This window comes from Streptomyces sp. LARHCF249, from assembly GCF_052871255.1.
The window spans coordinates 362,053-384,738 of the sequence record NZ_JBIXJQ010000001.1 but is presented as its reverse complement, the minus strand read 5'-3'; the positions used below and the strand labels follow the sequence as shown (position 1 = coordinate 384,738).

Below are 22,686 nucleotides of genomic sequence, written 5' to 3'. Positions count from 1 at the left end.
TCGGGGGGGGGGGGGCCCCGCGGGGGGGGGGGGGGCGGGGGGGCCCCGCGCGCGGGGGGGGGGGGGGGGGGGGGCCCCCCCCCGCGCCGGTGACGGATCACACGTCCGCCGACGCCGACACCTTCTCCTCCGACGTCTCGGGAGCCGGTACGCCCCCAACCCCACCTGCGGGCTCGGCGGCCGCGGGCGGGGACGCGGTGTACATCACCGAGCCCTGCCGGTGCTCCTTCTCGACGGACCCCTTCTTGGCCAGGGCCTCGAGAGTGTTGCGCACGACCTGAGCGGAGGCCGGCCGGGCGGGGTGGGCCTGGGTCAGTTCTGTGGCGACCTCGCTGACCATGCGGGGCTCGCCGGCGCTGACCAGGAGGGCCAGGACGAGCTCGCGCAGGGGCGGTTCCGCGGCCTTGCCCGCCGCCGGCTCGGCCGTCTTCTGGGAGCCCGCCGCGGCGGGCTTGCGCGCGGTGGTCTTGGCCTTCACCCCGGCCGAGGGGCCGCCGGAAGGATTCTTTGCCCGGGTCGCCTTCTTGTCACGTGCCGTCCCGCCCGTCGCCTTCCGCCCCTGCCGCGGCTTGGGAACGGTTCCGGCCGCGGCGGCCTCCGCGGATGCGGGTGGCACGGGGCCGGTGTCTTGGGCGGGGGACTGGGCTGCGGTCGCGTCCGCGACCGCCGCGGGGAGCGCGCCCTGGACGCCGCAGAGCCAGCTCTCGTCCTCCTTCAACTGCTTCAGCCGCACCTCGAGTTCCGCGATCTGCGAGGAGACGGCGTCCTGCTCCTTGCGATTGGTCTCGAGATCGGCGGCGAACCGCTGCGCGTACACGTCGTGGATTGGCGTGGTCTCGGGCTCGTTTGCCATCACGGCTCACTTTCCTCATACCTCACGGTGTTGCTGACGGATGCTACTCACCAGCAGGCGGCTGTAGTTCTCCTTCCGGCAGGTTTCCCACCATTCGATTCTCTCGGAGCCCGAGATCCCCGTCCCGGCGAAACACAGCACACGCGCACTACACCCAGTGCGGTTTCACCGAGAGCGGCTCTGCGCGCACCTTTGACTTCGGTGGCGGAAATCCTCTTCAGCAGGTCGAGTACGAGCGATCGTGTTGATCCCGGCAGAATGCGCCGCCAAGGTGAAGGGCGTCCGTCGGCTTGTGTGTGACGACAAACCTGGACGCCCTTCGGGCGGCGGATGCCCGCCCTTGTCTCTATCGGCGGGCGCACGTCCAAGCATCCATGCCCTGGAGCGCGGCAAGCCTCTTGGCAGTGGCGATCTGCTCCGGTTTCGTGGCCAGGTCGGCTCGGGGGGCGTACTTGAGGCCACCCGCGGCCTTCCAGCTCGACCGGGTGAACTGCAGTCCGCCGTAGTGCCCATTGCCCGTGTTGGCTCGCCAGTTACCACCCGACTCGCACCGGGCGATAGCGTCCCAGTCGACGCGAGGTCTCCAAGCCCCGGCCGCATCGGCGCTGGCAGCGGTCAGTATCGCCTGACACAGGAACGCTGAACACAGCAGCGCAACGATGGTGCTTCCGGTTCGCCGGCGGTTCTGGAATCGAAGCAACAGTCCTCCTTCGTTGTTCGGCAGACCACGGGTCAGCGGCGGTTGTCGTGGTGTCCGCGTCGGCCCCAGGACTGGGCGTCGACGACACGTCCGCGGTCGTCGCGCAGGGTGGCCGTGTCCCGCTCGTCCCAGATCTGGTGGCTGCGGTCCTGGTAGAGGTCGCGGTGGGTGTTGTGTCCGTGGCCGGTGTGGACCTTGACGCTGGAGCGGCCGTCGAGACGGAAGTCCCGGAAGCGGTAGCGGTTGCCGTCGCCGTCGGTGAGGGTGAAACCACGCAGCTCCACGGAGTGGCGGCCGGTGTTCTCCACCTCGACCCATTCGCGGTTCAGAGCGCGGTTGCCGCGGCCGCGGGTGTCGTGCTGGACGTCGCCGATGACGATCGAGGAGTACCGGCCCCGGCCGCGGTGGTCGCGCCGGTCGTCGTCGTTGGCGGCAGCCGGGATGGCGGCCGCGCCGACCAGGGCGCCGGCGGCCAGGGCCGCGGCGAGAAGGCGGTGGGCGGCGGGAGAAGCAGACATGGAGACGACTCCTTCGAAAAGTCAGCCCGGTCCGGCCTCGTGCCGGCCGGACGGGCTCCGTGCGGTTCCCGGTGTTCTGCCGGGGAGCCACACTCTGTTCCCATCCACCGCCAAACGCCATAACTCAGAACGTGTGTTGCGTAATACGGACATGTCGGTAACTCTCCCTTGCAAGGGGCATCCGTCAATGCCCCGTTGACGTGGCCTCGTCTGGGGGTCGCGACGGCCTGTGCGACATCGGGGCACAGGGGTTTCGGCCATAGAACCCGGGTATTCGCGCCAGCCCGTGTGTGGTGCGCCGAACGGGTTCAGGGTTCTGTAACAGCCGCCTCCCCGACGTTTTCGCACGTGGGTACGCCGGTCCGCTCTGGCGTGCGGGTGCTGCCGGAAGATCACCAAGCAGTAGGATCGTGCCGCAACACGACGCGAAGGGGAGCTCAGTGGCGCGGGTTGCGGTAATCGGTGGGGGTATCAGCGGGCTGGGGACAGCGCTCATGCTTGGCCGACGGGGCCACGCGGTCACGTTGTTCGAGCAGGACGCGCGGCAGGCCGGAGAGGACCTGAACCGGGACTTCTTCCATTGGGACAGGCCTCGAATACCGCATGCCACCCAGCCCCACTCGCTCCTCGCGCCCGTGCGCACCGTGTTGCGCACCGAGGCCCCTGATGTCTACGCGGACCTGCTGGTACGCGGAGCCCGGGAGTACCACGAGTTCGACTGGTTCGGTGAGCATCCGCCGCATCGGGCCGGCGACGAGGACTTGGTGACCCTGCGCACCCGCCGCATCGTGCTGGAGGCCGCCTTGGCCGCGGCCGTGCGGCGGGAACGCACCGTTGACGTGCGGCGAGGCTCCCGGGTGCACGCCCTCACCATCGACGAGGGCCGCCCCGCGCGGGTCACCGGCGTGCAGGTGGGCGCGGAAGCGCACCGGGCGGACCTCGTCGTCGACGCGTCCGGCCGCCGCTCGCCGGTTCCCGCCTGGCTGACCGCGGCCGGCTGCCGCCCGCCCGTGGTCGACAGCCACCGCGCCGGGATCGCCTACCTGTGCCGCTGGTACCGCCTGCGTGCCGACGGCCCGCGTGACCCCGGCCGGGTGAAGACCGGCTCGGCCGCACCGTTCGCGCTCGCCGGCGTCTTCCCTTCCGACAACGACACCTTCGCGGTGAACCTGGTGCTCTCCACGGGCGATCCGACCCGCGGCGCGCTCACCGACCCCGCCGTCTTCGAGGCCGCCGCCCGCCGCTTCCCCGCCACCGCCGCCTGGCTCGACCTGGCGCCCGAACCGCAGTCCGCCGTCCTGGCCATGGCCGGCCTGGACAACCGCTGGACCGCCTTCGCCGACGACGACGGACCCATCGTCACCGGCCTGGTCAACGCCGGGGACAGCCTCATCCACACGAACCCCACGTCGGGCCATGGCGTCTCGATCGGCCTGCGCGCCGCCCAGCACATCGCCCACCATGCCGACGAGATAGCCGAGGACCCCACCGGCTACCACACTTGGACGGCCGAGAACCTCCGCCCCTGGTTCGACGCGCAGGTGACGGCCGACAGCGCCAACGCGCAGCGCCTCGCCGAGAGCACAATCCCCTCGGATCGGCGGGCAGCGGCCGTGGGCGCCTGTGCCTTCGACGATCCCGTCGTCATGAGGGCGCGAGCCCAGGTACGCCATCTCCTGCGACCGGCCCATGACGCCTACGGCTCCGACGAAGTGGACCGACACGTCACGGCCTGGCTGGCCGCCCGCCCGGACTTCTCGCCACAGCACGACGGCCCGACCCGCGAGCAGTGGGATGCGCTCATCCCGGGCTGAGCGCCTGCCCGCCCGCCCGTCCGGTTGCTGCGTCGGTCAGTACACGAGCTTGTAGGTCACTTCCTTGGGGACCGGGCTCGGTGCGGTGTCGGTGTAGACGAGCCGGATGGTCGTGAAGCGCTGGACGTCGGGGTGCTCGGGCCAGGCGTCCGGATTGCTCAGGGTCACCTTCACCGGGTAGGCGCGGAAACGCCCGGCCGCGCAGTACGGGCGGCAGTCGTTCACCATGTCGGTGCCGGTGGCCGTGGCGATCCTCGGCCCCCAGGTGTCCCAGCGGAGTTCGACGAGGCGGTTGTTCCCGTCCCCGCAGGCCAGGAGGTATTCCTCGGGGCGAATCTGGGCCTGCGAGAAGCAGTCGACGACCACGACCGGATCCGGTGGGGCGATACCACGCGCCGATCCCGTTCCGGTGTTCGCGGAGGCCGGGACCATGGCGGCCGTCAGGGCCGCCACCGTGCACAGGAGGGTGGTCATCCGCGCCCTGCGGCGGGATGCGCGTGCGGGTCGGCCGGCTGCTGAAACGTTCACGAAAGACCCCTCGCCACTCGCTGGCCGCCGCCGACGCTGCGGCAGTACCCAGCTTCCCCCATTCGTGTGGGCCGTGCACCCGCTGGGAAGCGCGCAGGGCCGCAGCCTGCTGCAACGAGAAGGGAGGAATCCGGGTGACAGCCCGGGCAGCGCTACTTCTGCAGCGCCCGGACCGCCTGCCGCTCCAGGTCCAGGGAGTGGTCCACCTGCTCCGCACACGCGTTGAAGAACGCACGCCGCTCCTCGACGCCGGCCTCCGGGTTCGCGTCGCGGGCGAGCGCCGCCAGCTCCGACCAGTGCCGGGCGGATTCCCTGAAGAGGCCGGCGGCCTCCGGGCGCTCGACGAGGTCGAGGAAATCGGCGTACAGCGGACGCGTCGCGCCCGGGGCGGTCCACTCCTCCTCCAGGCAGGCGTACAGCCGCCCGGTGCCGGCCCGGAAGGCCTCGGGGGAGCTGCCGAACCGGCGCTCCCAGCCCGTCTTGGTGGTGCCGTCGCGCAGCTGCGCGGCGAACTTCTCCATCCCGGAGAATCCGAAGTTCACGTCGAACTTGTTCCCCAGGACGGGCCCGGTGAGGTGCGTGACGGTGGAGGCGATGGCCCCGGCCACGTCCGGCTCCGTCTCGGGCGGCCCGGTGGGCACGATCAGCTGGTGGCGGCCGTTGCGGTGCGCGGTCCAGGCGGCGCCGAACTCCTCGCGGTCGATCCGGTACGGGGTATCGGCGCCGTCCTCGATCAGCAGGTCGTCACCGTCGTACCCGGCGATGACGACGGTGTACGGGTCGGCGCCCGTCATCTCGGCGTCCGGGTCGGCTTCGTGCCAGGGCAGGGAGGAGCGGTCGACCACGCAGAAGGCGGGCTGGCCCTCGTCGAGCGCGGCCCGCACCCGGCCCCAGCGGGGCTTCATCGCGCGCGTGGCGTCGTACGGGATACCCAGGCGACCGAGCGCGACCTGCACCCAGGGCTCGGGATGGGCCTGGGCCACGATGGTGGCGATGGGCAGCCGGCCGGCGTACTCGAAGACGAAGTACATGAAGCCGATTCCGCCGGCCAGGCCGGCCACGAGCTCCTCGTCGTGGACGCTGCCGAGCGCGTGGCGGATCAGGGAGGCCTCACGGTGGCGTCCGGTGCCGAAGTCTTCGTACACGAGCACAGTCATGCGGTCAGCCTATCCGTGGGCGGGGCGGGGCCTCGCGCCCCGGGGTGGCGGCGCTGCCGTGGTCGTCCTGCGGCGGGCCGGCCGCTACCCCCACGGGCATGCGCAGCCGTGGCGTTCCGGAGCGGACCAGGGCGAACGAACGTACGATGGTCGGGGACCGGCGAGGGCGGCGGCTCGCCGTGCCGCTGGTCCAGCTGGTGCACGCCGTTCGTGGGAGACGCATGGCACAGGTCGCCGATACAGCGCGGACCGTCATCCTGACCGTGGACGACGATCCGGGAGTCTCCCGCGCTGTCGCCCGCGACCTGCGGCGCCGCTACGGCGCCGCGTACCGGATCGTGCGCGCCGAGTCAGGCGAGTCGGCACTGGAGGCGCTGCGCGAGCTGAAGCTGCGGGGCGACCTGGTGGCCGTGATCCTTGCCGACTACCGCATGCCGCAGATGAACGGCATCGAGTTCCTAGAACAGGCACTCAACGTGTACCCGGGCGCGCGGCGCGTGCTGCTGACCGCGTACGCCGACACCAACGCGGCCATCGACGCGATCAACGTCGTCGACCTCGACCACTACCTGCTCAAGCCGTGGGACCCGCCGGAGGAGAAGCTCTACCCGGTCGTGGACGACCTGCTCACGGCCTGGCGCTCCAGCGACTACCGGCCGGTGCCCGCCACCAAGGTCGTCGGGCACCGCTGGTCGGCGCACTCCTCGCACGTGCGGGAGTTCCTGGCCCGCAACCAGGTGCCGTACCGCTGGTACTCCTCCGACGAGCCCGAGGGACGGCGACTGCTGGAAGCGGCCGGGGCCGACGGACAGCGGCTGCCCCTGGTGATCACTCCGGACGGCACCGTGCTGATCGAGCCGGAGGCGGCCGCCCTGGCCGCCCACGTGGGGCTCGCGACGACGCCGGCCGCGGACTTCTACGACCTCGTCGTGATCGGCGGCGGCCCGGCCGGCCTCGGCGCGGCCGTCTACGGGGCCTCCGAAGGGCTGCGTACGGTGCTGGTCGAGCGGTCGGCGACCGGCGGGCAGGCCGGGCAGAGCTCCCGCATCGAGAACTACCTCGGCTTTCCCGACGGCGTCTCGGGCGCCCAGCTCACCGAACGCGCCCGCCGCCAGGCCAACAGGTTCGGAGCCGAGATCCTCACCGCGCGCGAGGTCACGGGGCTGGAGGCCAACGGCGCGGCGCGCGTCGTCCGCTTCTCCGACGGCTCGTCGGTCACCGCGCACAGCGTCATCCTGGCGACCGGCGTGTCGTACCGGCAGCTCCAGGCACCGGGCTGCGACCGGCTGACCGGCTGCGGGGTCTACTACGGCTCCTCGCTCACCGAGGCGTCCTCCTGCCAGGGGCAGGACGTGTACATCGTGGGCGGCGCAAACTCCGCCGGGCAGGCGGCGATGTACCTGGCGCGCGGCGCGAAGTCGGTGACGCTGCTGGTCCGCGGGGAGTCCCTGACGGCGTCGATGTCGTACTACCTGATCCAGCAGATCGAAGAGGCACCGAACATCACCGTGCGGACCCGGACCGCCGTCGAGGCGGCGCACGGCGACGGGCACCTCGAACAGCTCGCGCTGCGGGACGCCGTCAGCGGCGCGACCGAACTCGTCGACGCCCAGTGGATGTTCGTCTTCATCGGAGCGGCCCCGCGGACCGACTGGCTGGAAGGCACCGTGCTGCGCGACGAGCGCGGCTTCATCCTGGCCGGGCCGGACCTCACGCCGGACGGCCGCCCGCCGGCCGAGTGGGAGCTGGACCGGCCGCCCTACCACCTGGAGACCAGCATTCCCGGTGTGTTCGTGGCGGGCGACGCACGCGCCGAGTCCGCGAAGCGCGTCGCGTCCGCCGTCGGAGAAGGAGCCATGGCCGTGATGCTCGTCCACCGGTACCTGGAACAGTCATGAGCGGGTACGCCATGCCCTGCAGTCCGCAGGAGATCGCCTCGCTGTTCCTGTTCGAAAAGCTCTCCCCGGAGCAGCTCGGGCGGCTGTGCGCCGAGGGGCGGGTGGAGCGGTTCGAGGCCGGTCCGGTGTACACCGAGGGCGACCCGGCGACCTGCTTCTACGTGATGATCGAGGGCACGGTCGTACTGTCCCGCCGGGTCGGCGGCGACGACGTGGAGGTGAGCCGGACGTCACAGCGCGGGGTGTACGCCGGGGCCATGCAGGCCTACCTGGGCGACCGGGTACCGCAGACGTACAACAACTCGATGCGGGTGACCGAGCCGACACGGTTCTTCGTACTGCCCGCGCAGTCGTTCGCGGACTTCATGCAGGAATGGTTCCCGATGGCCGCGCACCTGCTGGAGGGGCTCTTCTTCGGAGCGAAGAACACCCAGCGGGCCATCGGGCAGCGCGAACGCCTGCTGGCGCTCGGATCCTTGTCCGCTGGGCTCACCCACGAGCTCAACAACCCGGCCGCGGCGGCCGTCCGGGCCACCGCGGCGCTGCGCGAACGGGTGGGCAAGATGCGGCACAAGCTGGCCGTCATCGCACATGGCCCCTACTCCCGAGAGGCGCTCGCCGACCTCATCGAGATCCAGGAGCGCACTGCCGAACGCGTCGCGAAAGCACCCGTGCTGAGCCCCCTGGAGGCCTCCGACCGGGAGGACGAGCTCGCGGACTGGCTCGACGACCACGGCATCCCGGAGGGCTGGCGGATCGCACCGACCTTCGTACAGGCCGGGCTGGACACGGACTGGCTGGAGCAGGTCGCGGCGGCCGTGGCCGAGGACATCCTGCCGGGGGCGATCGGCTGGCTCAACTACACGGTCGAGACCGAGCTGCTGATGGACGAGATCGACGACTCCACCACCCGCATCTCCCACCTCGTGGACGCCGCCAAGCAGTACTCGCAGCTCGACCGCGCCCCGCACCGGGTCGTCGACGTACACGAACTCCTCGACAGCACCCTGCTGATGCTGTCCGGCAAGATCGGCCCCCGGATCCGGGTGGTCAAGGACTACGACCGCTCCCTGCCGGACGTGCCCGCCTACCCGGCGGAGCTCAACCAGGTGTGGACCAACCTCATCGACAACGCCGTCTTCGCCATCGGGAGCACCGGCCGCGACGGCACGCTGACGGTCCGCACGGCACGGGAGGGCGACCGGCTGCTGGTGGAGTTCCGGGACACCGGGCCCGGCATCCCGGCGGACATCCGCAGCCGCATCTTCGATCCGTTCTTCACCACCAAGCCGGTCGGCGAGGGCACTGGTCTCGGCCTGGACATCTCCTGGCGGATCGTCGTCAACAAGCACCACGGCAGCCTCCAGGTCGAGTCCGCACCCGGCGACACCCGTTTCCAGGTGCTGCTGCCGCTGACGACCCCGGCACCCGAGAACGAGACCGGGACCGCGCCCGGAACCGGAACCGAGACCGAGACCGCCGAGGAGCCCGTATGACCGACATCAACGGAATCGATCCGAGCGTCCCGCCCGCCGGCCCAGGCTGCGCCGAGTGCGACGCGGCGGGCGGCTGGTGGTTCCACCTGCGGCGCTGCGCCCAGTGCGGCCACATCGGCTGCTGCGACTCGTCCCCCGCCCAGCACGCCACCGCCCACTGGAAGTCCACCGGTCATCCGGTGGTGCAGAGTTTCGAACCGGGCGAGGAGTGGTTCTGGGACTACGGCAGCAGCACGCTGTACGAGTCCGGTCCCGAGCTGACGCCGCCGGGCGGCCACCCTGCGGACCAGCCGGCGCCGGGACCGGCCGACCGGGTTCCGCAGGACTGGGCGCGGCTGCTGCACCGCTGAACGGCCCGGTCCCGGCGCCGGGCCGATCCCGGCCGGTACGGTGGCTGCATGGAACAGCGGATCAGCCTCGTCACCCTCGGGGTCGCGGACCTCGCCCGCGCCAAGGACTTCTACACGGCCCTGGGCTGGCGCGGCCAGGAAGTCGAGGAGACGGTCTTCTACCAGGCGGGCGGGCTGGCCCTGGTGCTCTGGGACAGGGGGAAGCTGGCCGCGGACTGCGGTCTGCCCGCCGGGCCCCCCGCCGGCTTCGACGGCATCGTGCTGGCACACAACGTGCGTTCGGACGCCGAGGTGGACGCCCTGCTCGAGGCCGCCCAGCGGGCCGGCGGCACGGTCACCAGTCCGGCGGCCGTCAACCCCGTCGGCTTCTACTCGGGCGCCTTCACCGACCCGGACGGCCACGCCTGGGAGGTCGCGCACAATCCCGGCTTCACCCTGGCCGAGGACGGATCGCTCGTCCTGCCCGACTTCGGCGGGTAGGGCGAGCGGGCCCGGCGCACCGGACCGACGGCGGTATCCGCGCCCGCAGGTCTCAGTCGGAGGAGGCCGCGGCCGGGGCCTTGGCCCGCGGACCGCGGATCCGCAGGCGGAGCGCGGGCGGCGCCCACCAGTTGGCGTCGCGGAGCAGTGTCATCGTGGCCGGAACGAGGACGCACCGCACCAGCGTGGCGTCGACGACGACGGCAACGGTCAGCGCGATCGCCAGCTGCTTCATGACCAGCAGCTCCCCCGTGGCGAATCCGATGAAGACGATGCACATCAGCGCGGCCGAGGAGCTGATGATCCGGGCGGAGCGCTGTACCCCGACCTCGACCGCGAGGTCGTTGTCCACCCCGGAGTCGTGGAGTTCCTGAATGCGGGAGAGCAGGAACACCTCGTAGTCCATCGACAGGCCGAAGGCCAGCGCGAACACCACCACAGGGAGCCAGTAGCCCAGTCCGCCCAGCGTGTGCACTCCGAGCAGGCCGGCGCCCCAGCCGTCCTGGAAGACGAGGACCAGGGCGCCGAACGACGCGCCCAGCGACAGGGTGTTCATCGCGATCGCCTTGAGCGGGAGCAGCACCGAACCCGTCATGAGCAGCAGGAAGACGAAGGTGGTCGCCGCGATCAGGGCGGCGGCCCGAGGGGCGTGGTCGACGACCTCGGCTCTGAAGTCGATGTCGAGGGCGCTGCGTCCCGTGACCCAGACGGGGAAATCGGTCGGGCGGTCCGCCCGCATGCGCTGGACGAGCCGGTCGGCGGGCCCGCCCGCGGGGTCGGCCTTCGGCACCACGCGGACGAGCGCGATCCCGGGGCCCGCGGCCGTGGCCGCGCCCACCGCCTCGACGTCCGGGCCGCCCGCGAAGCGGCCCGCCCACTGCTGGAGCCGGGCCGGGTCGGTGCGGGCCACGACCACCACCGCGTCGGCGCGGTGCTGGGGGAACCGCTCCGCCACGGTGTCGGCATAGCGCCGTGCCTCCGCCGCGGGCGGGAGCTGCTGCTCCCCGACCGGGCTGACCAGGTGGACGCGGAGGAAAGGGGTGGCGCAGGCGAGCAGCAGCACCCCGACGCCGACGGCGGCCGAAAGCGCGTGCCGCCGGGTCCATCGGGCCAGCCGGGCGAACGCGCCGGAGCCGGTGCCACGGGCGGCGCACGCTCCGATCCGCTTCGGGAAGGCCGCCAGCAGTGCCGGGGTCAGCGTCAGCGCGGCGGCGAGGGAGAGGGCGACGGTCCCCGCGGCGGCCAGGCCGATCGCGGCGTAGAAGTCGCTGGGGAAGGCGGCCAGTCCGCAGAGGGCGGCGGCGACGACGAGCGCGGCGAAGCGGACCGCGCGCCCCGCGGTGGCCATGGTCCGCACCACCGACTCCGCGACGTCGTGGCCCGCGGCCCGCTCCTCCCTGAACCGCCCCACCGTCACCAGCGAATAGTCGATGGCCAGGGCCAGCCCCACCATCGTGGTCGTCGAGAGTGCGGGCGAGGTGAGGTCGTACCAGCGCGACAGGACCAGCAGCCAGAGCATCCCCGCGCCGACCGTGCACACGGCTGCCAACACCGGTACGGAGGCCGCCACCAAGCCGCCGAAGAGTACGTACACCACGGCCAAGGTCACGGGCAGGGTGATCATCTCGCTGCGCCGTGTGTCGGCCAGCGACTGGTCTGCCACCGCGCGGCGCGCCCGGTCGCTGCCTCCGAGGGTCACCTCGACGCCGGGCACGGAGCCGGCGATGTCCCGCATCCGGGATGCGACCGCCGCCTCGGTCTTCTGCCGTACGGCATCGGGGAGTCCGCGCTCCAGCCGGACCGACAGCAGGGCGGCGCGCCCGTCGGCGGAAACGGCGGAAGCGGCTGAATCGGAGGCACCGGCCGGAGCAGGGGTGGCGTGGCGGCCCGGCGTGGTGGATGTGACAGGGGCGGTCACCGCGTGCACACCGGGGACGGCGGACAGGTCACGCCGCGCGGCGGCCAGCTCCCGCTGGAACCGGGGATCGGCTACCGGCATGCCCGCCACGACCGCGTCGACCTGCCCTGCGAACGACCGGGTGCCGTCCAACAGGCGGTTTCCCCGGACCGATTCATGAGGGGCCACGCTCCAGGGCTGCCGGTCCAGCCGGTCCACCACGGGTCCGACCGAGCCCAGCCCGGCACCCAGGAGCAGCAGCCACATCAGCAGGACGAGCCGGTGGTGGCGGACGCAGAGCAGGGCGAGTCGGCCCGACACCGGCGTGCCCGCGCCCGCGGTGCGGGGCGGCACCCCCGTCAACGGGCGCATCGGCGCGCCTCACGGCCGTACGCGGAGCCGATCGTGACATGACCCGGCCGGCTCACCGTCAGCCGGGTGAGTCCGCCGCGCGCGGGTGCCAGGCATCCGTCCCCGCCCTCGGCCCGGAGCCACGGTGAGTAGGCCAGCCGCAGCGTTACGGTTCCGGGCACGGGCATCCGTACGACCATCTCCGCGGCGTCGGAGCGCACCACGGACGCGGGCGGATCCACCACCGGCACCGGATCCTTGACCCGGTAGATCCGCCAGCTCTCGTCCCGCCACACCGGCTCCAGGTACGCGGGCCCGCTCGCCACCAGCGCGTGTTCGCGCTCCGAAGCGGCGTCGAGCGGGCCGTCGTGCAGGACGACGAAGCCGACCGCCCAGTGGTCGAGCCAGGCGCGGTAGGCGTCCGCAGTGAACGTTCCCGCGGGCACGCCGGCTCCGTCGTACCCGTCGTAGAACAGCGGTCCGCGCTCGACGTCGGCCTGCCGGTTCCAGCCGCGTGCCAGGGGGACGTGCGGCGCCAGCACGGCCGCCTCCCGATGGCTGCGCGCCATGGCCACCTCCACCCTGGACCGGTCCGCTCCCAGCCGCTCGAGGGCGTGGACGACACCGCCGGTCTCCGCGGCCCACCGGGGAACCCTCGCCGTGTCCATGACGTGGGCCGCCGTATTGCCGCCCACCCAGGACACGGCGAGGACGAGGCCGAGGACGAGCGAGGCCCGCCGAACCGTCCCGAGCCGCCTGAGGGGCCCGACCGCCCCGACGGCGTGGACGTGCGCCATCGCGGCGGCGAGCAGCACCGGCGGCGCCGCGAGATGGGCAAGCCGCTCGACGTTCGTCCCGACCGGCGAGGGGATCAGATAGGCCAGTCCGACGCCCACCGCGTACGCCGCCGCGGCCGACCGCGGCAGCAGCCAGGAGCGCGGGGCCGCCAGAACGACGATGACGGCCATGAGCAGGGGCGGCCAGATCCGTACGAAGCCCATGGGCTGTTGGCCGTGGAAGGGGAACAGCCAGGCCGTCAGGCCCAGGACGGCGGCGGGAGCCACCAGCAACGCGACGGCCTGTGCCCGACGGTACGTCAGCAGCCAGGCTGCGCCCAGCAGCATGAGGAACAGCCCGGCGACGGGGCTGGCCATCGCGGCCGATGCCGCCCAGCCGCCTGTGACCGCGCCGCGGCGCCCGCTCAGGAACGCCAGCAGCGCCGCGAGCCCGAAGGCAATGCCCAGGAGGAAGGTGGTGCGCCCCGAGGCCGCCTGGCACCAGAGCATGAAGGCCGCCAGCAGGGCGGGCCACTGGGCCCGGTGCACACCGCAGCGGGCACAGATCCGCCCCACCAGCCAGGTGGACACGAGGCCGCTCGCCAGTGTCACGGGCACCACCCCGAAGACCGCCATCACATAGGGCGAGATCAGGCTGTAGGAGCCGGTGTGCAGTCCGCCGTGCCAGGAGAGGTTGTAGACGGAACCGGGGTGGCGCGCGACGAACCCCGCCCACGCCTCCTGCGCCGCGAGATCCCCGCCGCCGGTCGCGAGGGCCGTGGCCCACAGGGCGTAGAGCGGGAGCACGGAACCCGTGGCGATCAGCGGCACGCGATGGCGCCGGTGCCACGGCTCGCGGGCGGCCGCGGCTCGCGGGCGGCGCGGTGCGACCGGGCGCGGGGAGAGTTCGACTGATGTCACGGGCCGGCTCCGTTCGGCTGCTCTGTGGGGCTGCCGGATCACATGATCGTCGAAGGCCCGCGCACCCGGCCGACGGCGCGCCCACGCGCCTCTGACCGTTCACAGTCATGCCCCCGCGGCCTGGCCGGGCGATGCGACGATCGCCCGGCCAGGCCGCACTCCACCTCGCCGGCATCCTCCGTCGGCCCCACGCCGGCCACAGCACTAGGCGGCGGCCAGCGCTTCCAGAGCGGGGACCGTTTCGGCCGGGGTGGGCAGGGCGGCGTTCTCCGCCCGGAGGCGGGCGGCGGCCTCGCGGAGGGCCGGGTCGGCAGTGAGGCGGGCGAGGAGCGCGGCGTCGACGTCGTCGGAGGCCGAGGACAGGGCGGCGCCGGTCTTCGTGAGGGCGTCGGCGTTGGTGAAGTGGTCGGCGCCCTGGGGGAGCAGGAGCTGGGGCAGGCCGGCCTGCAGGGCGGTGAGCAGGGTGCCGGAGCCGCCGTGGTGGATCAGCGCGTCGGAGGCGGTCAGCAGCTCCGCGAGCGGGACCCAGGGCAGCGGGCGGACGTTGTCCGGGAGCGTGCCGAGCGCGGTGAGGTCGGCGTCGCCGACGGCGAGCAGGAATGCGGCGTCCACCGACGCGGCGGCCTCGATCAGGCGGACGATGGAGCGGACCCCGTCCATCTCGGTGAGCACGGTGCCCAGGGTGATGGCGACGCGCGGGCGGGTGTCGCGGCGGAGCAGCTCGGCGGGGACGGTGCCGCCGCCGTTGTAGGGGAGGTAGCGCATCCGCAGGCCGCCCGGGTCGCCGCCGAGCGAGGCGGGGACGATGTTCAGCGCGGTGGGCTCGGCGGGGCCGGCCACCCCGTACGTCTCGTACGCCTCGGTGAAGTTGGCGGCGAGCCGGCCGACCATGTCCAGGCCGGAGGTGACGCCGAAGTTCTGGATGACCGACGGGATCTTGAGCTTGGCCGCGACCAGCGGGGCGGAGGCCTGGAACGAGTCGTAGACCAGCAGGTCGGCGCGCCAGCTGTCGGCGGCCTCCAGCAGACCGTCCACCGTGGAGCGGGAGACGAGCGCGAAGCCGTGGGCCGCCCTGTCGAGGATCTCGTCCGAGGTCATGTCGGGGGTGACGTAGCGCACCTCCTCGCCGGTGGACTGCTGGAACACCTCCCGGATGTTGCGGCCGTCGCCTATCTCGACGATCGGAAAACCGGCCTCGCGGAGCGGGTTCAGCGGCTGCGAGCCGGCGAACAGCACCTCGTGGCCGGCGGCGCGCAGGGCCTGCGCGGTCGGGATCATCGGGAACAGGTGGCCGGCCGCGGCCGGTCCGGTGAAGAGTATGCGCACGGGTTCTCCTTGCCGTTGTCCTGACGGTCGAGGACGAGTCGTGCGGGCTCGCCCCGGTTCCTTCGGTGAACTGACGGGACCGCACGCGGTGTTCCCCCCGAGGGGGTCGATAATCGGACATTCTGGGACGGCTCTTTCCGGGCCCTGGGCGATGTGTTCCTGGACGGCGGCGGTGGCGACGCGATGGCGGTCGGCCCGGCCGGCGTGTGGGCCACCGGTACGCGCGGAGGAGGGTGGCGGTGTTCACCTGGTCGGACCAAGCGAAAGTGGCCGTCTACTGCGAACGGCCCAGCATCGGGGCACCGGACAGGCCGCGATCGGATGAGATGCCTAACGTCGTTGCCAGACATATCGGTTCGCGAAGCATGTGGAGACGCCATGTCCCATCGAGGCCGCCGGCTGGCGGGCGCCTGCATGGGTACGGTCGCAGCCGGCCTGCTCGCCACCGGGGGCGTCCTCGCCACGCCGCCGCACGAGGCTCCCGGCAGGAACGCCGGGGACGAGGTCGCAGTGGGTGCCTATCTCCACTACGGCTCGCCCGGCGTCGAGAGGATGCAGGGACTCTCGCGCTGGCTCGGCGGTACCGAGCTGCGCGCCGGCCACACCTACCTGCCCGGCGACACCTGGTCGAACATCGAGGGCGCACCCGATTCCCTGCGCAGCTGGGCACAGTGGCGCAGGGCGAGAGCCGATCGGCTGTTCGTCCTGAACGTGCCCATGCTGGAGGGCAACGAGGCCGGCGTCCCCGACGGCCGGGTCGCCGAGCTGATCCGCTCCGGCGCGCAGGGCGAGTACGACCACCACTTCCAGCGGCTGGCCGAGCGTCTGGTCGACCTCGGGGTGCCGGACACGGTGATCGTGCTCGGCTGGGAGATGAACGGCTTCGACTACACCCACCGGTGCCGGCCCGACCCCGAGAACTGGAAGAGGTACTGGCGGCGCATCGTGGCTGCCATGCGCTCGGTGGAGGGACAGCAGTTCCGTTTCGACTTCGCCCCCAACCGCGGCAGCGACGCGATCGCCTGGACCACGTGCTACCCCGGGGACGACGTGGTCGACGTCATCGGCATGGACTCCTACGACCAGGAGCCCGGCCGCACCTTCGACGAGCAGGCCGCCCAGCCGTACGGACTCCGGCAGCAGGTCGACTTCGCGAGGGCGCACGGCAAGCAGATCTCGTACCCCGAGTGGGGGCTGTTCCGGAACGGCGACAACCCCGAGTACATGCGGCGCATGCTGGCATGGATCGCCGAGCACGAACCGCTCTACCACAGCATTACCGACTACTGCCCGCACGGCGTGTGGCAGTGCAGCCAGAACCCGCGCTCCGCACGAGTGTTTCAGGAGTTCCTGTCCACCGAGCAGGGCCGCGGCCTTCCGTCTTCGGCCGTGAGGACCCCGAGGTCAGGCTGATGGGCGTGGAGTCGCCCGGGTGCTTCGTCCGGCAGGTCCCGGAGCGGGCGGTGCGCAGTGCGCCTGCTGCCGCGTGTGCTCACACGTGTACTTCGTCGCCGCCAAGGGGTCGAAAACCTCGCGCACCGCGTCACCCGGCTCCGCCGGGGGAATGCGCGCAGGTATGCCGGAAATGATCAGCGGCCTCGCCGCCCGTATCGCTCGCCGCCGTCGCGATCCCGTCGCGGTCCAAGCGCTGCGGTCCACCGCGGCGGCCGTCGTCAGTTACGTCATCGCGCTCCGCCTCAGCAGCGAGCCGAACCCGCTGACCGCCCCGCTGACCGCCCTGCTCGTCGTCCAGGTCACCCTCTACTCCACGTTGACCACCAGCATCCGCAGGGTGAACTCCGTGGTCGTCGGCGTCCTGATCGCGATCGCCTTCAGCGTGCTGGTGGGCCTGACCTGGTGGAGCCTTGGCCTGCTCATCCTGGCCTCCCTGGTCGTGGGCCACCTGGTCCGGGTCGACGAGTTCGTCCCCGAGGTCGCGATCAGCGCGATGCTCGTCCTCGGGGTCACCCAGGTGGCGGACACCGCCTGGGACCGGGTCCTGGAGACGCTGATCGGCGCTGCGGTCGGGCTGCTGGTCAACCTGCTCGTCGCGCCGCCCCTCTGGGTCGGCCCGGCAGGCACGGCGATCACCGACCTCGCCACGCGCATGAGCCGGCTCCTGAACCACCTCGGCGAAGAATCCCTCGGGACCGTCAAGGTGGAGCAGGCCGCCGCCCGGCTGCACGAGGCACGCCGGCTCGACAACGACATCGCGCAGGTCGACGCGTCCCTGCGACAGGCCGAGGACAGCCTCCGCCTCAACCCGCGGGTCAAGGAGGGTCTGCTCTTCCGGCTGGTGCTCCGGACGGGCCTGGACACCTTGGAGATCTGCGCGGTGGTGCTCCGCGTGGCCTGCCGCACGCTGACGGACCTGGCCAAGGCGCGGCCCGACGGTCCGCTCTTCGCGACGCGGACCACGATCGCGCTGCGGCAGGTGCTCGTGCACACGGCCTTCGCCGTGGAGAGCTTCGCCCAGCTGATCACCGCCCAGGTCAGCGCCAACGCGGAAGAGGCCGAGGCCCGCCTGACGGGGGAGCTGGCCGTGGCCAGGGCGCACCGGGACCGGCTGGCGGACCTGCTGCTCGCCGACGTCGGCGAGGACCCGGCCCAGTGGCAGCTGCACGGCGCACTGCTCGCGGAGATCGACCGGGTCCTCGACGAACTGGGCGTGGACAAACGTTCCCAGCGCCTGCTGGAGGAACTGGACCACCACACCCGCAGCCGGCGCACCGGCCGCCTGCGCGGGCGCCTGCGCCGCCGCTCAGGCCGGGGGGTGCCGTCAGAGTGAGAGGGCCGGCGCTCCGGCGCCCGGCACGAGCGTGGACGGGCCTCCGGCGCGGCCCTGCCCCACGCGTCCGCGTCCGGGACGGCAGGGGCGACCGAGGCGTCCGCCGACGTCACCCGTCCTCGGACTCCCAGCGCAGCAGGTCTCCCGGCTGGCACTCGAGGACCTCGCAGAGCGAGGCCAGGGTCGTGAACCGTACCGCTTTGGCCCGGCCGTTCTTGAGCACCGCCAGGTTGGCGGGCGTGATCCCGACGCGGTCCGAGAGCTCGCCCACGGACATCTTCCGCCGTGCCAGCATCACGTCGATGTCGACGACGATCGGCATCAGATCACCTCGTCCAGCTCGGCCTGCATCTGCGCCGCCGCGACGTCGCGCGCCACGGCCTGGGCCAGCAGCATCCGCAGGACGAGCACGATGAGCGCAACCCCCAGGACCGCCAAGCCGGCCCCGCCGATCAGCAGGACCATGCCCGGGGGCACGGCCTCGCCCGGCGCCAGGACGACCCCGAGCGCGAACACCAGGAGGGCGGCCGCCACGAGCGCGCCGATCACGAAGTGCACGTACCGGAAGGCGGCGTGGGAGAACACCGTTCCGCGTCGCACCATCGTCACCAGCCGCCACACGCAGACCAGGACGACCTGGACCGTCACGACGCCCAGGAGAATGATCACGAGAATCGGGGTGCGCAGGTGCGCGAGGTCCCCGTCGAGATCGTTCAGGTCCGCGGCCAACAGCGGCACCATCACTGCCTGTACGAACGCCGTGCCGGCCAGCAGCACCACGAGCACGGCGCGCAGCGCGAGCACTGTCAGCTTTCCCATGACCACTCCCTCGATCGATTCACGATGAGAATCTATCGATAATCGATACGCGCTGCAAGGGTCGGCGCGGCAGACGAGGGCCACGCCGACGTGCTGGAACCGGCTGGGAAGGGACATCAGTGTGTCGATGAGTTCGGGCTCCGCCGTCGGTCTACCCTTCAGAGCCATCGTTCCGGAGGAGCGGCAGATGCCCGATACGACCACTCTCGACCTCGGACCGCAAGCGCGGATCGTGGCCCGTCTCGCGGCGGGGGTCCCGGACGCCCGTCTCGCCGACCCGACGCCCTGCCCCGATTACGCGGTCGGCGACCTGCTGGGCCACATCGCGGGCCTCGCCGCCGCGTTCCGCGATGCGGCCCGCAAGGACCTCGGCCCGACGACGGACTCGGATCCCGGCGCGGCCGCTACTTCCCTGCCCGCCGGCTGGCGCGAGGAACTGCCCCGGGTCCTCGGCGAACTGGCCGAGGCCTGGAGGGATCCGGCCGCCTGGACCGGCGCGACCCGGGCCGGCGGAGTGGACCTGCCCGGCGAGATCGCGGCCGCGGTGGCCGTCGACGAACTGGTCATCCACGGCTGGGACCTGGCCCGGGCCACCGGCCAGGAGTACGCACCCGATCAGGCCGCGCTGCATGCCTCGTACGCGTTCCTGCTGGCGGCCCTGGAGGACGAGGGCCGGGCGGACATCTTCGGAGAGGTCGTGCCCGTCCCGGACGACGCCCCGCTGCTGGACCGGGCAGTGGGGCTGAGCGGACGTGATCCGGGATGGACGCCGCCGACGTCCCCGTGAGGCCGCGAGCGGCTCGGCGTCAGTCGTCGATCGCCTGGTAGAGAGTCGTCCAGAAGTCGTGGATGAGCTGCGCCGGGTCCGGAATGGACAGCCCGACCTGGGTGAGCAGGATTCCGGTGAGCTGCTCGTTCGGGTCGGCGTACGCCGAGGTGCCGGTTCCGCCGTCCCAGCCGAACTGGCCGATGGGCGCGTAGTCGCCGCGGTAGGTGCGCACCGCCATCCCGAAGCCCCAGCCGCCCTGCTGCCCTTGGCCGAACGACACGTGGACGGCGTTGCGGGCCAGGGCGGTTCGGGCGGTCTCCTGCTCGGGCGTGAGGCGGTTGGTGGTCATCAGCTGGACGGCGGGCCGGGACAGGATCCGTTCGGTCCCGTGCATCCCGTGGTTCAGCAGCATCCGGAAGTACGCGTGGTAGTCGTCGGCGGTCGAGACCAACCCGCCGCCGCCTGCCTGGAACGCCGGAGGTGCGCTGTACTGGCCGCCCACCGCCTCGTCCCACACGGTGAACTCTCCGGTCTGCGGATCGGGGGCGTAGCTGGGCGGCAGCCGGTCGATCTTGCCGGCGGGCACGTGGAAGCCGGTGTCCTTCATCCCCAGCGGGTCGAGGACGCGTTCGCGCAAGAACGTCTCGAACGGCAGGCCCGAGACCCTGGCGACGAGGACGCCGAGTACGTCGTGGCTGAGGTGGTACTGCCAGTGCTCTCCGGGCTGGCGCATCAGCGGCAGCATGCCGAGGCGGCGCATCCACTCGTCCGGCTCGGGCAGCGGCGTCGCGCCCTGGCTGAAGACGCCCCGCTCGAAGATCGCTGTCATGATCGGCGAGCCCAGTGCCGTCAGATCGATGCCGAGCCCGAAGGTGGAGGTCAGCAGGTCCCGCACGGTGATCGGTCGCCGCGCCGGCACGGTGTCGTCCAGCGGGCCGTCGATCCGCTTCAGCACCCGGCGGTCGGCGAGTTCGGGCAGCCACCGCTCCACCGGGTCGTCCAGCCGCAGCCTGCACTCGTCGAGAAGGACCATCGCCGCCGCCATCGTGACCGGCTTGGTCGTGGACGCCATCCGGAAGATCGTGTCCCGGCGCATCGGCGCGCCACCCTCGTGACGCATCGTGCCGATCGCTTCGACGTGCGTCTCGTCGCCCCGGCTGACCAGGGCGACGAGTCCGGGAATCCTCCCGGACTCGACGTGCCGTGCCAGCACGTCGCGCACCCTGTCCAGCCCCGCCTTGGAGAAGCCGTTGCCCGTTCCCATGATGAGCCCCCTTGCCCGCAGTATTCGAGAACCACTGAACGAAGGCGACGCTATATTGCGTTTAGAATTCTGTCAACGCACCATGAGGCTCAACTAGGTCCTGCTGATTGGGAGAATGGCAGAAAATTGCAATGACCGTGACGCTGAACGCAAGGGGGGTGGTCGAGGCGAATATTGCAATGGACTCTGAGTGAATGCATACTGCGCAGCGGAGTGTGGGGACCCGAGCCCCGCTGGTCGACGGAGGAGGAGGGCGCCGATGCCCGGAGGCAGGCTCACCAATGAGGAGCGCCAGCACATCGCTACGGGGCTTGCCCAGGGACTCGGTTACACGGAGATCGGCCGACGCCTGGGGCGGCCCGCCTCGACCGTCATGCGGGAGGTGACCCGCAACGGCGGGCCCGACGGCTACGGGGCGACCCGCGCACACGAGGCCACACAGCAGCGTGCGCGCCGCCGCAAGCAGGCCCAGCCTCCGCCGCCCCCGGCCCCCGACAGCGGCCACGGGCGCGACCCCCGGGAGGTCCAGGACTTCGCGGAGTCCTTCACCGCTCTCCTGGAACAGCAGGGGCTGCCCCGGATGGCGGCCAGGGTGCTGGTCTGTCTGTACATCACCGACTCCGGCGCCCTCGCCGCCGCAGACCTGGTCGAACGGCTCCGCGTCAGCCCGGCGTCCGTCTCGCACGCCGTCACCTTCCTCGAACAGCAGGGAATGCTCAGACGGGAACGGACTCCCGGCGGGCGCCGCGAACGCTATGCCCTCGACGACGAGGTCTGGCTCCGGGCCACCCTTGCGGCGGTGCAGATGAACGACGCCCTGGTGGCCGCGTCGCAGCGCGCAACCGAGATCCTCGGCGCCGCCACCCCGGCCGGCGCCCGCTTCGAGTCCTCCGCCGAGTTCCTCCTCCTCGTGAGCGAGTCCCTCCAGAAGGCCATGGAGCAGTGGCGGCAGACCCGGACGGCCCGGAGCGCCGGGCGAGGGCAATGACCTCTTCAGATGTCGGCGAGGCCGGGGCGGATGGTTGGCGGCAGTTGTGGGGTCCGGCTGATTGGATGCCTGTGGGCAGCGCGCGAGCAGGTCGGCGGCGGGGACCAGAGTGCCGACTGCCCGGGCTGCGCCCGCCGGGGAGCACGGCCCGGCTGTTGGGCGTTGGACCGGTGGGGGAGCGATTCGTTCCACACCCCCGCACCACCCGAGCGACGAGGAGGATCCGATGAGCGCGGCCGATGAGGGACGGCAGTGGCCGGACGAGGTCAGTGTCGACAACGCGAGGACGACGCTGCTGCAGCTCCTCGCGCGGGCGGGGGTCCCTTCCGACGACGCGCGGCAACTGATCGGGCTCCTGGAGGCGGGTGCGCTGGCTCTCGCGCACGAGGAGCTGAGCGGCGGCTGGAGCGTCCCGGGGGACAAGGGCGAGGCGTACGAGTCGGGCTGGCTCGACGGCGCCGGGAGCCTTCAGGAGGAGCTCGGGGCCGTCGTCGAACGGACCTTGCTGGAGGTCGTGGGGGCAGACGGGCTGGGCGCAGCCGGGGAACGTCCTCGGGCCGGGCGTATGGAGGTGGAGCGGGCGCGGGTCGCAGTCACACCTCTGTACCTGTCGTTCACCGCGGGCTCAAAGCTGGATCCGGAGGTCACCGAGGAGGTGCTCGCCGCCGTCCTCGCCACGATGAGCCCCCGGCAGCGGGCCGGGTACGCCGGGCGGCTGACGGAGTTCACCGCAGCCCACCGGGCCCGTTTGGAGCGGCTGTTCGCGGCGTACGGACCGGACAGCGCCATCACGGTGCACGGCCGCTATTCGCTCCTCCACTCCGCCACGAGCATCGCCGTGCTGGAGCGGCTCCTCGCCGCGCCGCGGGAGCTGCGCGAGGAGTGGGACGCCGCGGAGCTGCCGCCCGCGTGGCTGGACGGGCTGACGACCGCCTGGAACGCCCCGGCCTGACCACCGCCTTCGGGCTGATCACCGAGCCCCCGAACCGGCTC

At 72.1% G+C, this 22,686-nt stretch carries 21 protein-coding genes; 10 read left to right on the top strand and 11 right to left on the bottom strand.

Going from position 1 to position 22,686, the window contains the following annotated elements:
• Positions 1–97: 97 nt before the first annotated feature.
• From ACIPUC_RS01945 to ACIPUC_RS01935, 3 genes are all read right to left on the bottom strand, one after another.
• Positions 98–853 (bottom strand): hypothetical protein, encoded by a 756-nt coding sequence (locus tag ACIPUC_RS01945; protein WP_446586225.1) that lies wholly within the window; start codon positions 851–853, stop codon positions 98–100.
• A gap of 346 nt (positions 854–1,199) precedes the next feature.
• Positions 1,200–1,487 carry a transglycosylase family protein gene (locus ACIPUC_RS01940; protein ID WP_446586758.1) on the bottom strand — a complete coding sequence of 96 codons (288 nt, stop codon included), beginning with the start codon at positions 1,485–1,487 and terminating at the stop codon, positions 1,200–1,202.
• A 98-nt stretch (positions 1,488–1,585) separates the two neighbouring features.
• Positions 1,586–2,071, bottom strand: a complete 486-nt coding sequence (locus ACIPUC_RS01935; protein WP_446586224.1) for a lamin tail domain-containing protein — start codon at positions 2,069–2,071, stop codon at positions 1,586–1,588.
• A gap of 440 nt (positions 2,072–2,511) precedes the next feature.
• Between ACIPUC_RS01935 and ACIPUC_RS01930 the strand changes: the two genes are divergently transcribed.
• Complete coding sequence (locus ACIPUC_RS01930; RefSeq protein WP_446586223.1) at positions 2,512–3,885, top strand: FAD-dependent oxidoreductase; 1,374 nt, start codon at positions 2,512–2,514, stop codon at positions 3,883–3,885.
• A 36-nt stretch (positions 3,886–3,921) separates the two neighbouring features.
• On the opposite strand, the gene ACIPUC_RS01925 is transcribed toward ACIPUC_RS01930, so the two are convergent.
• Both ACIPUC_RS01925 and ACIPUC_RS01920 read right to left on the bottom strand, forming a co-directional pair.
• Complete coding sequence (locus ACIPUC_RS01925) at positions 3,922–4,413, bottom strand: hypothetical protein (protein ID WP_446586222.1); 492 nt, start codon at positions 4,411–4,413, stop codon at positions 3,922–3,924.
• Positions 4,414–4,565: 152 nt separating this feature from the next.
• Positions 4,566–5,570, bottom strand: a complete 1,005-nt coding sequence (locus ACIPUC_RS01920) for a DUF4872 domain-containing protein (RefSeq protein ID WP_446586221.1) — start codon at positions 5,568–5,570, stop codon at positions 4,566–4,568.
• Positions 5,571–5,791: 221 nt separating this feature from the next.
• On the opposite strand from ACIPUC_RS01920, the gene ACIPUC_RS01915 reads away from it, so the two are divergent.
• The 4 genes from ACIPUC_RS01915 to ACIPUC_RS01900 are packed head-to-tail and all read left to right on the top strand — an operon-like array spanning position 5,792 to position 9,794.
• Entirely contained in the window at positions 5,792–7,468 is a 1,677-nt protein-coding gene (locus ACIPUC_RS01915) for an FAD-dependent oxidoreductase (RefSeq protein WP_446586220.1), read from the top strand.
• On the top strand, positions 7,465–8,964 hold the full coding sequence (locus ACIPUC_RS01910) for an ATP-binding protein (RefSeq protein ID WP_446586219.1): 1,500 nt from the start codon (positions 7,465–7,467) through the stop codon (positions 8,962–8,964). Before ACIPUC_RS01915 ends, ACIPUC_RS01910 begins: the two co-directional genes overlap by 4 nt.
• Positions 8,961–9,314, top strand: a complete 354-nt coding sequence (locus tag ACIPUC_RS01905; RefSeq protein ID WP_446586218.1) for a UBP-type zinc finger domain-containing protein — start codon at positions 8,961–8,963, stop codon at positions 9,312–9,314. Before ACIPUC_RS01910 ends, ACIPUC_RS01905 begins: the two co-directional genes overlap by 4 nt.
• A 48-nt stretch (positions 9,315–9,362) precedes the next feature.
• Complete coding sequence (locus ACIPUC_RS01900) at positions 9,363–9,794, top strand: VOC family protein (RefSeq protein WP_446586217.1); 432 nt, start codon at positions 9,363–9,365, stop codon at positions 9,792–9,794.
• A gap of 52 nt (positions 9,795–9,846) precedes the next feature.
• Here ACIPUC_RS01900 and ACIPUC_RS01895 read toward each other — a convergent pair whose 3' ends face one another.
• The 3 genes from ACIPUC_RS01895 to ACIPUC_RS01885 form a co-directional block, all read right to left on the bottom strand.
• Positions 9,847–12,063: an MMPL family transporter gene (locus tag ACIPUC_RS01895; RefSeq protein ID WP_446586216.1), complete on the bottom strand. Its 2,217-nt coding sequence runs from the start codon at positions 12,061–12,063 to the stop codon at positions 9,847–9,849.
• Positions 12,051–13,739 (bottom strand): hypothetical protein, encoded by a 1,689-nt coding sequence (locus tag ACIPUC_RS01890; protein ID WP_446586215.1) that lies wholly within the window; start codon positions 13,737–13,739, stop codon positions 12,051–12,053. The genes ACIPUC_RS01895 and ACIPUC_RS01890 overlap by 13 nt, the downstream gene beginning before the upstream one ends.
• A 204-nt stretch (positions 13,740–13,943) precedes the next feature.
• Positions 13,944–15,065 (bottom strand): nucleotide disphospho-sugar-binding domain-containing protein, encoded by a 1,122-nt coding sequence (locus ACIPUC_RS01885; RefSeq protein WP_446586214.1) that lies wholly within the window; start codon positions 15,063–15,065, stop codon positions 13,944–13,946.
• 378 nt (positions 15,066–15,443) lie between these two features.
• Between ACIPUC_RS01885 and ACIPUC_RS01880 the strand changes: the two genes are divergently transcribed.
• Together ACIPUC_RS01880 and ACIPUC_RS01875 are read left to right on the top strand one after the other, a co-directional pair.
• Positions 15,444–16,478, top strand: coding sequence for a glycoside hydrolase family 26 protein (locus tag ACIPUC_RS01880; protein ID WP_446586213.1), 1,035 nt, complete (start codon positions 15,444–15,446; stop codon positions 16,476–16,478).
• Between the two features lie 163 nt (positions 16,479–16,641).
• Positions 16,642–17,853, top strand: a complete 1,212-nt coding sequence (locus tag ACIPUC_RS01875; RefSeq protein WP_446586212.1) for an FUSC family protein — start codon at positions 16,642–16,644, stop codon at positions 17,851–17,853.
• 109 nt (positions 17,854–17,962) lie between these two features.
• Here ACIPUC_RS01875 and ACIPUC_RS01870 read toward each other — a convergent pair whose 3' ends face one another.
• Together ACIPUC_RS01870 and ACIPUC_RS01865 are read right to left on the bottom strand one after the other, a co-directional pair.
• The gene (locus ACIPUC_RS01870) at positions 17,963–18,175 is read right to left on the bottom strand and encodes a helix-turn-helix domain-containing protein (RefSeq protein ID WP_446586211.1); all 213 of its coding nucleotides are present in this window, start codon (positions 18,173–18,175) and stop codon (positions 17,963–17,965) included.
• Positions 18,175–18,672 (bottom strand): DUF2975 domain-containing protein, encoded by a 498-nt coding sequence (locus ACIPUC_RS01865; protein WP_446586210.1) that lies wholly within the window; start codon positions 18,670–18,672, stop codon positions 18,175–18,177. The genes ACIPUC_RS01870 and ACIPUC_RS01865 overlap by 1 nt, the downstream gene beginning before the upstream one ends.
• A 187-nt stretch (positions 18,673–18,859) precedes the next feature.
• Between ACIPUC_RS01865 and ACIPUC_RS01860 the strand changes: the two genes are divergently transcribed.
• Complete coding sequence (locus tag ACIPUC_RS01860) at positions 18,860–19,459, top strand: TIGR03086 family metal-binding protein (protein ID WP_446586209.1); 600 nt, start codon at positions 18,860–18,862, stop codon at positions 19,457–19,459.
• 19 nt (positions 19,460–19,478) lie between these two features.
• On the opposite strand, the gene ACIPUC_RS01855 is transcribed toward ACIPUC_RS01860, so the two are convergent.
• Positions 19,479–20,705: a serine hydrolase domain-containing protein gene (locus tag ACIPUC_RS01855; RefSeq protein WP_446586208.1), complete on the bottom strand. Its 1,227-nt coding sequence runs from the start codon at positions 20,703–20,705 to the stop codon at positions 19,479–19,481.
• A gap of 259 nt (positions 20,706–20,964) precedes the next feature.
• Between ACIPUC_RS01855 and ACIPUC_RS01850 the strand changes: the two genes are divergently transcribed.
• Together ACIPUC_RS01850 and ACIPUC_RS01845 are read left to right on the top strand one after the other, a co-directional pair.
• Positions 20,965–21,693 carry a helix-turn-helix domain-containing protein gene (locus ACIPUC_RS01850; protein ID WP_446586207.1) on the top strand — a complete coding sequence of 243 codons (729 nt, stop codon included), beginning with the start codon at positions 20,965–20,967 and terminating at the stop codon, positions 21,691–21,693.
• Positions 21,694–21,919: 226 nt separating this feature from the next.
• Positions 21,920–22,645 carry a hypothetical protein gene (locus ACIPUC_RS01845; protein WP_446586206.1) on the top strand — a complete coding sequence of 242 codons (726 nt, stop codon included), beginning with the start codon at positions 21,920–21,922 and terminating at the stop codon, positions 22,643–22,645.
• Positions 22,646–22,686 lie beyond the last annotated feature (41 nt).